The sequence below is a fragment of the Microcoleus sp. S13_C3 genome, assembly GCF_036700905.1.
Classification (GTDB): Bacteria; Cyanobacteriota; Cyanobacteriia; order Cyanobacteriales; family Microcoleaceae; genus Microcoleus.
In genome coordinates this window covers 1-13,868 of the sequence record NZ_JAUBPT010000015.1, presented here as the reverse complement: position 1 = coordinate 13,868, position 13,868 = coordinate 1, and the positions used below count along the sequence as shown (strand labels likewise).

Annotated in this window: 11 protein-coding genes; 5 read left to right on the top strand and 6 right to left on the bottom strand. The window is 45.0% G+C overall.

Annotated elements, in window-relative coordinates:
- The first annotated feature begins 2 nt into the window (after nucleotides 1-2).
- The gene (locus QUA16_RS06550) at nucleotides 3-1,955 is read left to right on the top strand and encodes an RNA-binding domain-containing protein (protein ID WP_333107214.1); all 1,953 of its coding nucleotides are present in this window, start codon (nucleotides 3-5) and stop codon (nucleotides 1,953-1,955) included.
- Nucleotides 1,956-2,129: 174 nt separating this feature from the next.
- Here QUA16_RS06550 and QUA16_RS06545 read toward each other — a convergent pair whose 3' ends face one another.
- Nucleotides 2,130-2,600, bottom strand: coding sequence for a DUF4079 domain-containing protein (locus QUA16_RS06545; protein ID WP_333107215.1), 471 nt, complete (start codon nucleotides 2,598-2,600; stop codon nucleotides 2,130-2,132).
- 96 nt (nucleotides 2,601-2,696) lie between these two features.
- Here QUA16_RS06545 and QUA16_RS06540 point away from each other — a divergent pair, with 96 nt between their 5' ends.
- Together QUA16_RS06540 and QUA16_RS06535 are read left to right on the top strand one after the other, a co-directional pair.
- Nucleotides 2,697-4,178 (top strand): ankyrin repeat domain-containing protein, encoded by a 1,482-nt coding sequence (locus tag QUA16_RS06540; RefSeq protein WP_333107216.1) that lies wholly within the window; start codon nucleotides 2,697-2,699, stop codon nucleotides 4,176-4,178.
- A gap of 132 nt (nucleotides 4,179-4,310) precedes the next feature.
- Nucleotides 4,311-4,463 carry a hypothetical protein gene (locus QUA16_RS06535; RefSeq protein WP_333181060.1) on the top strand — a complete coding sequence of 51 codons (153 nt, stop codon included), beginning with the start codon at nucleotides 4,311-4,313 and terminating at the stop codon, nucleotides 4,461-4,463.
- Between the two features lie 43 nt (nucleotides 4,464-4,506).
- Here QUA16_RS06535 and QUA16_RS06530 read toward each other — a convergent pair whose 3' ends face one another.
- Together QUA16_RS06530 and purH are read right to left on the bottom strand one after the other, a co-directional pair.
- Nucleotides 4,507-5,451, bottom strand: coding sequence for a 2OG-Fe(II) oxygenase (locus tag QUA16_RS06530; RefSeq protein WP_333107217.1), 945 nt, complete (start codon nucleotides 5,449-5,451; stop codon nucleotides 4,507-4,509).
- Between the two features lie 236 nt (nucleotides 5,452-5,687).
- Nucleotides 5,688-7,235, bottom strand: a complete 1,548-nt coding sequence (purH, locus tag QUA16_RS06525) for a bifunctional phosphoribosylaminoimidazolecarboxamide formyltransferase/IMP cyclohydrolase (RefSeq protein WP_333107219.1) — start codon at nucleotides 7,233-7,235, stop codon at nucleotides 5,688-5,690.
- A gap of 549 nt (nucleotides 7,236-7,784) precedes the next feature.
- On the opposite strand from purH, the gene QUA16_RS06520 reads away from it, so the two are divergent.
- On the top strand, nucleotides 7,785-9,602 hold the full coding sequence (locus QUA16_RS06520) for a PAS domain S-box protein (protein WP_333181059.1): 1,818 nt from the start codon (nucleotides 7,785-7,787) through the stop codon (nucleotides 9,600-9,602).
- Between the two features lie 204 nt (nucleotides 9,603-9,806).
- Here the strand turns inward: QUA16_RS06520 and glcD are convergent, their stop codons facing one another.
- The 3 genes from glcD to QUA16_RS06505 form a co-directional block, all read right to left on the bottom strand.
- A complete protein-coding gene (glcD, locus tag QUA16_RS06515) occupies nucleotides 9,807-11,282 on the bottom strand; it encodes a glycolate oxidase subunit GlcD (RefSeq protein WP_333107221.1) in 1,476 nt (491 codons plus the stop codon).
- Nucleotides 11,283-11,351: 69 nt separating this feature from the next.
- Nucleotides 11,352-12,236 carry a DUF6671 family protein gene (locus QUA16_RS06510; RefSeq protein WP_333107223.1) on the bottom strand — a complete coding sequence of 295 codons (885 nt, stop codon included), beginning with the start codon at nucleotides 12,234-12,236 and terminating at the stop codon, nucleotides 11,352-11,354.
- 200 nt (nucleotides 12,237-12,436) lie between these two features.
- Nucleotides 12,437-12,829 (bottom strand): transporter, encoded by a 393-nt coding sequence (locus QUA16_RS06505; protein ID WP_333049640.1) that lies wholly within the window; start codon nucleotides 12,827-12,829, stop codon nucleotides 12,437-12,439.
- A 156-nt stretch (nucleotides 12,830-12,985) separates the two neighbouring features.
- Here QUA16_RS06505 and QUA16_RS06500 point away from each other — a divergent pair, with 156 nt between their 5' ends.
- Nucleotides 12,986-13,798 carry a glycosyltransferase family 2 protein gene (locus QUA16_RS06500; RefSeq protein WP_333107224.1) on the top strand — a complete coding sequence of 271 codons (813 nt, stop codon included), beginning with the start codon at nucleotides 12,986-12,988 and terminating at the stop codon, nucleotides 13,796-13,798.
- The last annotated feature ends 70 nt before the right edge of the window (nucleotides 13,799-13,868 follow it).

Below are 13,868 nucleotides of genomic sequence, written 5' to 3'. Positions count from 1 at the left end.
AAATGGATTTAGAAACATTACTCGATCGCATAAACCTTGGAGAAGACCAAGACATTGAATTTAAGTCTGCTGAGGGTGGTTTCCCCAATGAAGTTTGGAAAACTGTATCAGCATTTGCAAATACAGATGGCGGCTATATTGTTCTTGGGGTCAAAGAAACTCGGATAGGGTTTGAAATTTCTGGTGTCCGCAATCCTAATGTTTTAATTAAAGAGTTTTGGAATAATCATAATAATTCGCAAAAACTGAACTTCTCAATTTGCGGCAATTCTGACTTGCAAACTTTGAAGATAGAAGCTCATAATTTAGTTGTCATTAAAGTTCCCAGAGCAACAAGAGCGCAACGCCCGGTTTTTATTAACAATAATCCCATGATTGGGACATATAAGCGCAACCATGACGGGGATTACCGTTGCACTGATGCTGAAGTTCGCCAAATGTTGCGCGATGCCAATGATACACCTCAAGATATCCAAATTTTAGAAGGTTTCGACCTTAACGATATCGATGCAGAAACATTAAAATCCTTTCGTCAACGGTTTAGTTCTAGAGAACCGGATCATCCTTGGCTGGCATTAGACGATTCTGACTTGTTGCGTCAGTTAGGGGGATGGAGTCGCGATCGCAGCACAGGTAAAGAAGGGTTAACTATTGCTGCTTTGTTGATGTTTGGTCGGGAACGAAGCATTTTAGATGCACTGCCTCACTACCAACTTGATTATCAAGAGCAACTTTCTGACGATCCAGAAACACGATGGACTTACAGACTAACACTTGATGGTAAGTGGGAACCTAACCTGTTTAACTTCTACTATCGCGTTTATACTCGTTTAGTTAATGATTTAGAACTTCCTTTTCAACTCGACAAAGATGCCGTTCGTCGAGGCGAAACTCATGTGCATGAAGCTTTGCGAGAGGCTTTAGTCAATACTCTTATTCATGCAGATCATCAATCTACTCGCCCTTTAACAATTACTAAGTACAAAAATGGTTTTTCGTTTTCTAATCCGGGTCGTCTGAGAATTTCTCTCCAGCAGCTTTACGAAGGTGGCGTTAGCGATCCTCGCAATCCTAACTTGCAAAAAATGTTTCAAATGCTTGGCTTAGGAGAAAAAGCAGGATCGGGCTTTGGAAAGATTATCCGCGCTTGGATAGAGCAGCAATGGTTTCCCTTGGTATCAGAGAAGTTAGAGTTAGAGATGACTTTTGTTGCTTTACCAATGGTCAGCATGATTCCCGAAAATGTCGAAAAAGAGTTAAGGGAAATCGTGGGAGATGACTACTGCCAACTAACAGAATTAGAGCGCATTATTTTGATACTGGCACATCAATCAGGAGAAATTAGCAATGCTGACATTCAGTGTTATAGCCGAGAACACCCCAGAGATATAGGGGAATGTCTCAAGCGATTCGTAAATAATGGTTGGTTAGAACGCTCTGGTCGTGGACGTGGAACTCAGTACGCTTTACCAAATAAAGGTCAACCTGATTTACTTTCCCTGATTCCAAGCTCCGAACATTACGAACCAAGCTCCGAACATTACGAATCAAGCTCCGAACATTACGAATCAAGCTCCGAACATTACGAATCAAGCTCCGAACATTACGAGCGTCTGCGAAAGATTGCTGCACCGATTCGCGACAAAGGTCGTACCAGCAAAGAGCTTGTCGAGCAGGTTATTTTAGAACTTTGCTCCGAACATTACTTACAACTCCGAACATTAGCTGACTTATTGGGTCGTGCTCCAAATAGTGTAAGGAACCACTATGTAAATCCGATGTTAAAACAGGGCTTGTTAGAGGCACAATACCCTGACGAACCAACTCATCCTCAGCAAGCATACAGAACCTTATTGTCTCCAAGAATCAGCAAGATTTCTGATACTCCGTCATCTCCCCAAACCCCAGAAAACATCGTTGACACCAGCTATCCGCCCGCAACGCCCGAACTTTAAACTTTGCGCCCCAATTGAGATGACAGTAAACGCAACTAATGCCTCACGCACCCCGTCGCTATTTTAAACTGCCACTCTATTGTATAACAAGGAGACTCAGGATAATCTGACAATTAAATTGCTAATCACTAATCGCCCCAAAACAATTAGTGATTAGCAATCTTACCCAAATCCTCACATTTTGCTGATAATTCTTTGCAGGATTTCCACGCCTGTTACCGCTTGCCAGCCAAACAGCCCCAAGAGCACAACATTCAGAAAGATGTGAGCGTTTCTCGCCCAATCATTGCCTTTTTGCATCAAAGGAGTCAGCGAGGCTGCGATCGCAATTATGGCCATCATTCCCAACCCTGCTAGCAAGTGCGGGCCGACAAATAGCTTGCCGTTATTGATGTAGGTGACAGCCATTCCCACGATCGCCACCGTAACCATCAAGGCTAACAGCAAAGAACCCATCTGGTGGTGCTTGACGTTGAATTTGCCCTTAATTAACTCTTTTTTGAGTTCGCCTTCCGCACTTCTGGTACGTCGGATTTGAATGCCCAGATACAAAGCATAAAATGAGATGGCCAGCAGTACCCACATTAAAACTGGGTGGATGAATTGGCTCCAAACTTTCACTGACTGAGGAATTTCGAGATTCATAGTGTTCTGAGGATTAGCAAACATACTTCATAAAACTTAGCATACCAGTCAGGCCGTCTCGTGCGACGGTAAAAATATACGGTATGAGAGACTATTATGCCTGCCACTAAACAAGACGCTGTATTGATTCAAGCCGCCAAGACTGGCAACATTATTCACGTCCAAGCTTTACTCGCTAAGGGTGTTAACGCTAACGCCAAAGACTCTGAGGGGACGACGGCTTTGATGTTTGCGGCCCAAAAGGGCTATACAGAAATCGTGCGTATTTTACTAAACAATGACGCTAATGTCAACCATGTGAGCAGGCGTTTTGGCTTGACGGCTTTGATGCTGGCGGCGGCTCACAAACAGGCTGACTCTGTGCGGCTCTTGCTCGCTGCGGGTGCTGATGTTAATGCTAAAAATGATGATGGAAGTACCGCTTTGATGGCTGCTTCTCTGAAAGGTGATATCAATGTTATCCGGCTTTTACTTGATGCTAATGCTGATGTAAATGTGCGAGATAAAGATGGAGATTCAGCTCTGAAAATAGCTGGTTTATCGGGTCATCAAGCTGTTGTCAAAGCTTTGGCAGATGCGGGTGCTGTTGCTGACAATTCTATGCTGTTTTTAGCTGTCCGTCAAGGTAGCGCTGAAATTGTGCGAATTTTGCTCAATTGTGGGGCGGATGCTAATGTTAAAAATCTAGAGAGCAAAACTGCTTTGATGCTGGCTGCGACGGCGGGAAATTTGGCTGTTGTCGAGGCGCTGTTGGCTGCTGGTGCTAATGTAGAAATTCCCGACAAAAACGGCGAAACTGCTTTAACTTTGGCAGCGGATTCCGGCAATACTGATGTGATGCAAACTTTGCTTGGTGCGGGTGCTAATGTGAATGTGAAAAATGGAGATGGGGGCACGGCTTTGATGGCCGCTGCTGCTGGGGGAAATGCGGCGATCGCCCATATCTTACTCGATGCTGGCGCCGATATCAACGCTAAGGATAAAGATGATGAAACTGCTTTGAATTTTGCCGTGGTTGAAGGCTGCGAAGATGTCGTGGAATTGCTCTTAAACCGAGGTGCTAGTGTCGGTTCGAGAAATCGGTTGGGCGATACGCCTTTACTGGTGGCGGCTGTTCACGGCCATAGTGCGATCGTATCGGCTTTGCTGCAAAAAGTAAACTCAAATCGGGCTGAGTTTCTGAATGCGAAAAACTTTGGGGAGACGGCTTTGACGCTGGCTGCTTTTCACGGACATACCGAGACGGTGAAGGCTTTGCTTGACGGCGGTGCTGATCCCAATGTCCCGGCGGATTTGGGGAAAACGGCTTTAATGAAAGCGTGCGATCGAGGTTATGTGGCGATCGTCCAATTATTAGTCGAAAAAGGTGCGGATGTCAACTTGCTCGATGATTCGGGCGCAACGGCTGTAATGTGGGCTGCACATCGGGGCTGTGTCGGTGCTGTACAGGTTTTAATTGATGCTGGTGCAGAACTAAACCACAAAAATCCCGGCAATTATACAGCTTTAATGCTGGCTGAGTTTAAACGTTATTCCAGCGTGGTGAAATTGCTCAAAAGTGCTGGAGCACTGGAGTAAGAATTAAATAGTTTTGAGTAAGGTAATTCTGTCATTCTGAGGGTAGGCTTTGGGAAGTGAAGAATCTCAGATATCGGGACTTACGCATTGTAACGGTGTGGCAATAGTTTGAGATTCTTCGCTTCACTCAGAATGACAAAATTATGTGATATCGTTTCCGGTTGCATCGCAATAATAAAATCGAGGCAACAGTTAACACTCAACCATTCAGTTTTTCGACCACCAGTCAACAGTCAACAGTCAACAGTCACCAGTCAACAGTCAACAGTCAACAGTCAACAGTGAACAGTCAACAAGCATTCCGGTGCAACCGGAATCGATATTAACCTCAATTTGCTTTGCGTACCCAGCCGTTAATAGTAAAGCGGCTATCAGCAAAAGCTTTCGAGGGACAGCTAACTCGCAAAACTTCGTGCATATAGCGACTCAGAAAAAATACGATGCTGTTATTGCGAGGTTCAACAGTTCTGAATGTCTTATCCGCAACATAAAAATTGTTCTCGATTTTGCTGTCATAAATCAGCAACTCGCCACCAGAAAAAGCCTTGGGTTCTCGATAGAAATAGTAAACGTAAGTAAAAAACCGGCTGGCTGTATCTGGCGAGCCACTGTCGTTGTGAAGTTTGTAAAAGTTGTTGTCATTGTGCATGGTTAACTGAGCTTCTATCTCACCCAGGGGAAATGAGGGAATATTTAATTTTTGCAGCACGTCGGGGAGAATTGCTTTGATGCGATTAACCATCAGTTCGGAAAATTCGGGGAACGAGTGGAGTACCATCGAACGGCGGTAATCTTCGGCATTGGTTGAGGTGCTGGTAGTGACAAATTGTGATTCTTTTGCTAAGACATATTTAAGGAGTTTGTTCTTTTCGGCAGGGGTCAAAAAGTTGTCTATTTGGGCGTAGCGAGATATTAAGTCGTCATTTACCGGCGGCGCAGGGGCAGGAATTTCTGCGGGAATTTCTGCGGGAATTTCTACAGGAGTTGCAGGCTGCTGCGGTTGCAGTTGCTGCAAGTAAATTGGGGGTTCTGTGACTAATCCGACTAGGTGTTCGGCGGGAAAAAAAAGGGTGGAACGCCCGTCGTCTATGGGGATTTGAAATAAGGGCGAAAAACTGAGTGTTTGTTGGGTGCGATCGACTAATGTTTTGATCAGGCTGTGCAATAGTGGTGTATCAGATTTGAGGGTGACGGTGCATTGATGTCCCCCGGTGAGCAGGATTTTGACTTTTACGTCTTGGGGTTTAATTTGCGGTTGAATTGTGCTAGTCATAGCCGTTAGTTATAGAAGAAGAAGGAAGTTCGGCAACGGATTCTGTAACGGATGTAACGGATGGAGGGATGGGAGAAGAAAGAAGGAAGATGCAAGAAGGAAGATGGAAGAACAAAAATTCAATCATTGCTTGAGGGCGGGCTAGAAGCCCAACCCACAATAGAATTAACTCTTTGTGGAACAGGCATCTTGCCTGTTCATAATAGAGGTGCAAAATGTCATTGCTACGAACTTAATTAATGCAAGAAGTGGCGGATGTCGGTGAAAACCATTGTGATTCCGAGTTGGTTGGCGGCTTCAATGGAATCTCGATCGCGCATACTTCCTCCCGGTTGGACGATCGCAATTATGCCCGCCTCAGCCGCAGTTTTGACTGAATCGTCGAAGGGGAAGAAACCATCGCTGGCCAAAATCGCTCCTTTGCTTTTGTCTCCTGCTTGTTCCAATGCTAGTTTAACCGATCCCACGCGATTCATTTGTCCGGCGCCGACACCGATTGTAGTGCGATCGCGCGTCACAACGATCGCATTAGATTTGACGTGTTTGGCTACTTTCCAAGCAAACAGCAATTCTTCCAACTCTGCCGCCGTCGGCTGTTTCTCAGTAACAACCCGCCATTTGCTAGTTTCTTCTACTACATTATCTGAGTCTTGCACCAGCAAACCGCCTGCAATAATTTTAACTGTTTGTGGCGGCCCTTGAGTCAAATCTGGCAAAATTAATACTCGAACTTTCGCCTTTTTATTGATAATTTCTTCGGCTTCTGGTTCGCACCCCGGCGCGACGATACATTCTAAAAATGTTTGAGTTAAGGCCGTTGCGGTAGCAGCATCAATCGGGCGATTGAGGGCGACAATTCCGCCGAAAGCTGAGACTGAATCGGTGTCGAAGGCTTTTTGATACGCTTCAGAAATAGTTGTTCCCAAGGCAGTGCCGCAAGGATTTGTATGCTTCAGAATAGCGGCGGCGGGTGTGTCGGGAAATTCTACGATTAGCCGCCTTGCTGCTTCTAAATCTACTAAATTATTGTAGCTTAATTCTTTGCCTTGCAGGATGGTGCTAGTCGTCCAGCCTGTCGGGGTACTTCCGCTTTGATACCAGGAGGCGGCTTGATGGGGATTTTCGCCGTAGCGGAGAGTTTGCAACTCTTTTCCTGATAAATTAAACTCGTCTGGTAGCGAAGAGCCTTCAGCGGATTGGCTGCTGCTGAGATAAGTTGCGATCGCGCGATCGTAGTTTGCTGTATGTTTGAAGGTTTCCAGCGCGCATTTTTGCCTAAACTCTAAGGATGCTTGACCGCCATTTTCCCGCAGTTCTTTTAAATAAGTATTGTACTGTTCTGGGTCGCACAACACTGTCAAATGAGCGTGGTTTTTGGCGGAAGCTCTCAACATTGCTGGGCCGCCGATATCTATCTGCTCAATTGCGTCTGCTAGAGTAACTCCTGGTTTAGAAATTGTCTCTTCAAATGGATACAGATTCACTACAACTAGATCGATCGCCCGAATTTGATTTGCGCTTAAATCTGCGAGGTCTTCCGGTACATCGCGGCGTGCTAAAATGCCACCGTGGATTCGTGGGTGAAGTGTTTTGACTCGCCCTCCCAAAATTTCGGGAGAACCAGTATATTCCGCAACTTTGGTGACTGGGATGCCTGCTTCTTTGAGGGCCGTTGCTGTCCCGCCACTACTAATTATGTCAAATTCAAATTCTTCTACTAGACTGCGCGCTAAGTCGATTAGTCCGGTTTTATTGGATGTGCTCAGAAGTGCTAGACGTGCCATTGGTTTGAAGTTGCGATCGCAAAAATAGACAAGTTATATTCTATACCAAATCTGGCGGCAGGGAGATGATTTGGTAATGGCTAATTATGATTATTTTTAATAAATTAAAGATGAGTCTGCTTAGCTTGAACCATATTTTTTGTCAAACTTATATAATATTTTATACTGACCAGTGGCTTCTAAATATGTCGAACTTGCGCGTGGAACTGATTATTTTGTGAGTGCAAGGGGATTGAAGCCATATCCAGCTTGGCACAGTTGGTGTCGCTACGTAAGTGTCAATGTTGGTGAAATTACTTAATAAAACTTAATAGATAAATCTATGGCAATGCTCTTGAATTTTAACGATGTCTTATGATGAATTCTAAAAGTAATGTGCTAGCATCGGGAGTAAATTGCTCTCACCCTAAATTTTCCGGAAATTTGGGCGATCGCAATACCTTAATCTAAACAATAATTTGGTAGGGTTGAAATATGTTTTTTCAAGAAGGCGATCCCGAAAATAAGCTCAGTAATATTAGCAGGAATCCTAAAAAAACGGCTCACAATATGACCCATAGAACAGACTACCAACAGATTCCCAAAAAAAGAGCCGAGAATTCGACCGAGGCCAACATTTCCGAAGCTTATAGTCTTAGTCTGTGCGAAATGCAGCAGATGGAGCGAGCAATGGAACAGCTAAAGCAGGATTTGAAAGCTAGCGAATCTCGGTTTCGGAATGTGATAGAAAAAAATGCCGACGGCATCGCAATCGTTAACAAGCGAGGACTTGTTTGTTTTGCCAACCAGTCAGCAGAAGCGCTGTTTAACTGCACGGCAGAGGAACTTCTAGGTCAAGCATTTTTTGGCAATTTAGTAGTAGAAGTTTCAGCTTGCGACCTTGAGATGGCGACGGATATTATTCCACAAGTTGGAAAAACAGAAGCACCAGGAACTCGCGTCGTGCAAACAGAAGTTGAAGCTATTCGCAAGCAAAAAGCAAATGCTGTAGTAGAAATGCGGGTGGTGGAAACGGAATGGGACGGAGAAATGGCTTATTTAGCTACGCTACGGGACATTACCGATCGCAAGCGCGCAGAAGAAATGCTTTGGTTGTACGATCGAGCTATAGCGGCTACTAGCACCGGAGTTACAATTTCTGACGCCACTGACCCCGAAAATCCAATTATTTATTGCAATCCCGCATTTGAAAGCATGACAGGTTATCGGCGGCAGGAAATTATCGGAAAAAACGGCCGATTTTTGCACGGAAGCGATACCGATCCGGCGGCAGTAGAAATAATTCGCCAAGCCTTGCAAACAGAAAGCGAATGCAAGGTAATATTAAAGAATTACCGCAAAGACGGAACCGCTTTCTGGAATTGTTTCTCAATATCTCCTGTGCGCGATCGCATGGGCAAATTAACTCATTTTATTGGCGTACAGAGAGACATCACTGAGCGCAAACAAGCCGAAGAAGCATTGCATAATTCCGAAGCACAAAGCAGAGAACAAGCCGCTCAACTAGCAGCCGCACTTAACGAACTAAAAGCCACTAATTCCCAATTAGTTCAAAGCGAAAAAATGTCTAGTTTGGGATTGCTACTTGCCGGCGTCGCTCACGAAATAAACAACCCCGTCAGCTTCATTTACGGCAATCTCGCTCATCTCACAAATTATACTCAAGACTTGTTTCACCACCTAGAACTTTATCAACAGCACTATCCTAATCCAGTCGCCGAAATTCAAGAGGAAAGAGAAAAAAATGATCTCGATTTTTTAGCTGAAGATTTACCTAAAATACTCTCTTCAATGAGCGTTGGTGTCGATCGCATTTGCCAGATTGTGCAGTCGCTGCGGAACTTTTCGCGGCATGACGATTCACAGATGAAACCCGTTAACCTCCACGAAGGTATTGACAGCACGCTGTTAATTCTCAATCACCGTTTGAAAGGGAACGGAGAAAAGCCGCCCATTCAAATTGTAAAACAATACGGAGAATTGCCGACTGTTGAGTGTTTTGCTGGGCCGATCAATCAAGTCTTTATGAATATTCTCAGCAATGCGATCGATGCTTTAGAAGATGCGAACAGCATGGAAAATTGTCCAGAAATGCTAGATAACTCCAGCCAGATTAGGATATGCACGGAAGTTGTCGGCAATTTTGTAGAAATTAAAATTGCCGACAACGGGCCGGGAATAACTGAGGAAGTCAAACAGCAGATATTCGATACATTTTTTACTACCAAGCCCATTGGCAAAGGCACGGGAATGGGTTTGTCAATTAGCTATCAAATTATTGTAGAAAGACACAAAGGCGAATTATATTGTACTTCGGAATTGGGCAAGGGCACGGAATTTACTATCAAAATGCCGATCGCACATTAGTGCCGAATGTGCAATCTGCACCTTACCAACGTGATATATAGGCAAGCAAGCGAGCGGGATGCTCGCATTCCTAAAAAACGAGAAAAATCGTTTTTTCTCGTTCCCAGACTCTGGCTGGGAACGCATACTTAGAGGCTCTGCCTCCCCATTGTAGAGACAATTATCAGGTGCTTTTCTGCTCACCTTACCCGAATACATAGCCAATTAAAAAACCTCTGCACCCTCCAACTTCTTAAAAGTTTCAACCTTAGCCCTCGCCGCTTCCCCGCAAGTCTTCGGCGTCGGAAACATCTTCCCAGGATTCGCCAAACCTTTCGGATTAAACACCTGACGCACCCACTGCATCGTCTCCAAATCTACCTCCGAAAACATATCCGGCATAAAACACTTCTTGTCAGCACCGATGCCGTGTTCCCCCGAAAGACTTCCCCCAACTTTCACGCAAAGCCTGAGAATTTCCCCGCCCAATTCTTCCACCTTTTCCAGCGCACCTTTTACCGAGTTATCGTACAGAATCAGCGGGTGCAAATTCCCGTCTCCCGCATGAAATACATTAGCAATTCGATAACCGTATTTCTCGCTCAAGCCCTCAATTTCTTTCAAAACATAAGCCATTTGCGTTCGTGGAATCACGCCGTCTTGCACGTAATAATCCGGGCTGAGATGACCCGCCGCCGCAAAAGCAGCTTTCCGCCCTTTCCAAATTTTTAGGCGCGTTTCCGCGTCGGTTGCCGTGGTGATATTTCGTGCTCCGTTATGCTTGCAAATATCAGCAATCCGCTGTTTGTTTGTGGCAACTTCCACTTCTAAACCGTCGATTTCTACGAGAAGAATTGCCGCTGCATCGCGGGGATAACATCCAGTTGCTACCACATCTTCCACAGCATTGATGCTGATGTTGTCCATAATTTCCATGCCGCCGGGAATAATACCAGCGCTGATAATATCGGAAACTGATTCGCCCGCTGCTTCTATACTGGAAAAATCCGCTAGGAGAACGCAAATTGATTCCGGCGCTTTGAGAATTCGCAAAGTAACTTCTGTGGCGATTCCTAAAGTGCCTTCAGAACCGACAAATACACCAGTTAAATCGTAACCGGGCATTTCTGGAATTTCGCCACCGACATCGACAATTGAACCGTCGGGAAGTACCAATTTTAATCCTAAAACGTGATTCGTTGTGACTCCGTATTTGAGACAGTGAACGCCGCCAGAATTTTCGGCAACGTTGCCGCCAATCGAACAAATAATTTGACTGGAAGGATCGGGCGCGTAGTAGAAACCGGCGCCGCTAACTGCTTGCGTTACCCAGTTATTAATTACTCCCGGTTGCACGACTACTTGCTGATTTTCTAAGTCTACTTTCAGGATTTTTCGCATCAGGGCAGTAACAATCAGCACGCAGTTTTCTACAGGCAAAGCGCCGCCGGAAAGGCCGGTGCCTGCGCCTCTAGCCACCCAGGGAATTGAGTTGCGATCGCATATTTTGACCACTTGCGCCACTTCCTCCGTAGTTCGAGGCAATACCACCAGGGCGGGGCGCTGGCGGTAGCTGGCGAGTCCGTCGCACTCGTAGACAATCAATTCTTCGCGGCGCTGTACGACGCCATTTTTGCCAACTACAGCCTCAAATTCTTTAATAACGGGTTTCCAGTTGCGTTCTGTTTCTACGGCTATCATTAGTGATTTTTATTAGGGAACTATCAATAATATTGTTGCAAATTTTACTGAGTTTAGCCAATTATTTTTCTAAGGGTTGCAATATTGACACAGGGAAGGATCGGCAGTCTCTCGACCGTCGGGAAATAGTTTTTCTTTAGTATAACCGCAGTTTTTGCATTTAGAGATTGCCGATCGCACTAGCTGAGTCGGAAAATAGCAAAGTTCGCAGGGCAATCCGATTTTCGTCTCAGCAATATCGAATCCCGGCCAACCGCACTCCGGGCAGAATTGCTTAAATTTTTTAACTAAATCGAGAGTTGCATTTTCGATGTTTTTCATCCGAGTTGGATTGTACATCGCCCGCATATCTGTTTCGATGTGAACTCGACCGGTTGACGATTTTTTTAAGCCTGCTGTCACAGCGTCAAAAAATTGTTTTTCTGTCTTAATGCCCTTGACAATTTCGCCGTTACCGAGGGCAGCCTCGCCAACTATAACAACCAGTGCGTGTTCGGGAAATCCCGCTTTTTTCGCAAAATCATCTGCTTCTTCTATACTGGAAACTAACTGGTGACTGTAGTTAGTTTCAACGGAGAAAGAGTCGCCGATTAGTTCGAGATTGTTGGCTCGATCTAATAAAATTACTATTTCTCGGTTAGCTGCCAGATACGGCATCATTGGGTGAGGGCCGAAAAAACCTTCGCTGGCAAAGGCAAGAGTTTCGCCCGCAATTTCTAGGGCTTTTTGTGCTTTATGGCGAGCCGCTTCTATTTGTGTTCCTAAGCGTTTAACTTCTCTGGTGAAGGTGCCAAAAGTGTCAGTGTCAAGCTCCGCAGGTACTAGAATATTTACGCCCAATTCTCGTTCTAAAACGGGAGCCATCACCCGTTCTTTTTGGTGCATGGTAGCAATAACTGCGGTGCGATCTCTCAATAATTGATTGGGATTCACAGGCTCAGAAATATTAGACATACAGCAGCATTATTTTAGGAAAAAAAACTCACATACACCCTTTCCACCGCCCCACAACCGATAGAAACCCTGACTTAACTTCCGAATCTAAATTTTAGAACTCAGTTAAATATCCGTGATATTCACCTGTGGACTTAATTTAAAATTCTCCAATCGTCAATCTAAAATCTAAAATCTAAAATCTAAAATCTAAAATCGTATTAGTTGCCTCCAGTCACTCCCCCAGCTTGACCTCTGAGTACAAAAATTACTCCTGTCATAATTAGCCCTACGCCTACCAACCGCAGCGGCGGCAAAGGCTCGTGAAATATAAGTTTGCCACCTAAAACAGTAAATAGGTAACTAATTGACAGTAAAGGCGAGACTATGCTAAGGTTTGCCCGCGACAAAACTACAATAAACCCGATCGAAGAAATTGCATACAAAGAAAGACCACCTACTATCAACGGCTGAGTAGCCATTGCTATAATTTTTTCTATTAAATTAGCAGCGCCAATGGGCCCTAATATTTTAGCTCCTGCCTTCAGACTAAATTGACCTGCGACGCCGCACAATATGGCAGCCAGCAATAACAGAAAAACGCTTCTATTCATAAGTTTACTAACCTATAGTACAATCAAAAATTGCCGTTCCCAAAAACCTGAAAAACTTTAATTAAGTTGTGTTAGGTTTTATTCACCACTAATATTTTCAGCAGAGATACAGGAAAATCAAGTATGGTCGAGCGCGATCGAGAGTGAAACAAATATATGGCAGAGCAGACCAACCCAAGCGGAGAATACACTCTAGAACTATCGATACTCATGCCTTGTCTGAACGAAGCAGAAACTTTAGAAATCTGCATCGACAAGGCACAGAAGTCACTGCGCGAACTTGATATTGCAGGCGAGGTCATCATAGCAGACAACGGCAGCACTGACGGCTCTCAAGCTATCGCTACCAGAATGGGAGCGAGAGTTGTGCCCGTAGCAGCCAAAGGCTACGGCAGCGCCCTGATGGGAGGCATCATCGCAGCGCGCGGAGTTTATATTATCATGGGCGATGCTGACGACAGCTACAATTTTTCAAACCTCGGCGCTTTTGTCAACAAATTGCGAGAAGGTTTCGACTTAGTGATGGGAAACCGCTTTCAAGGGGGCATCAAACCGGGTGCAATGCCGCCGCTGCACAAATATTTAGGAAATCCGGTGCTGACATGGGTTGGGCGGCTATTCTTTGCAAGTCCCGCCGGCGATTTTCACTGCGGACTCAGGGGTTTTAGGAGAGAGTCAATTTTGAAACTCGACTTGCAAACAACGGGGATGGAATTTGCTAGCGAAATGGTAGTCAAAGCATCTCTGTACACATTGCGGATAACTGAAGTCCCAACCGTACTTTCTCCCGACGGCCGCAGCCGTCCGCCGCACTTGCGAACTTGGCGAGATGGCTGGCGGCACCTGCGATTTTTGCTGCTTTACAGTCCTCGGTGGCTGTTTTTGTATCCGGGTACTGCGCTGATGATTTGGGGTCTAATTATCGTGGTTTGGCTGTTAGCCGGTACTCAAAAGATTGGGAGTAAGTAGGTAGGCGTAAAAAAACCAAATCATGTTAAGATAAGTAAACACTCAAGATTTGATTTACAAAATCAACAAA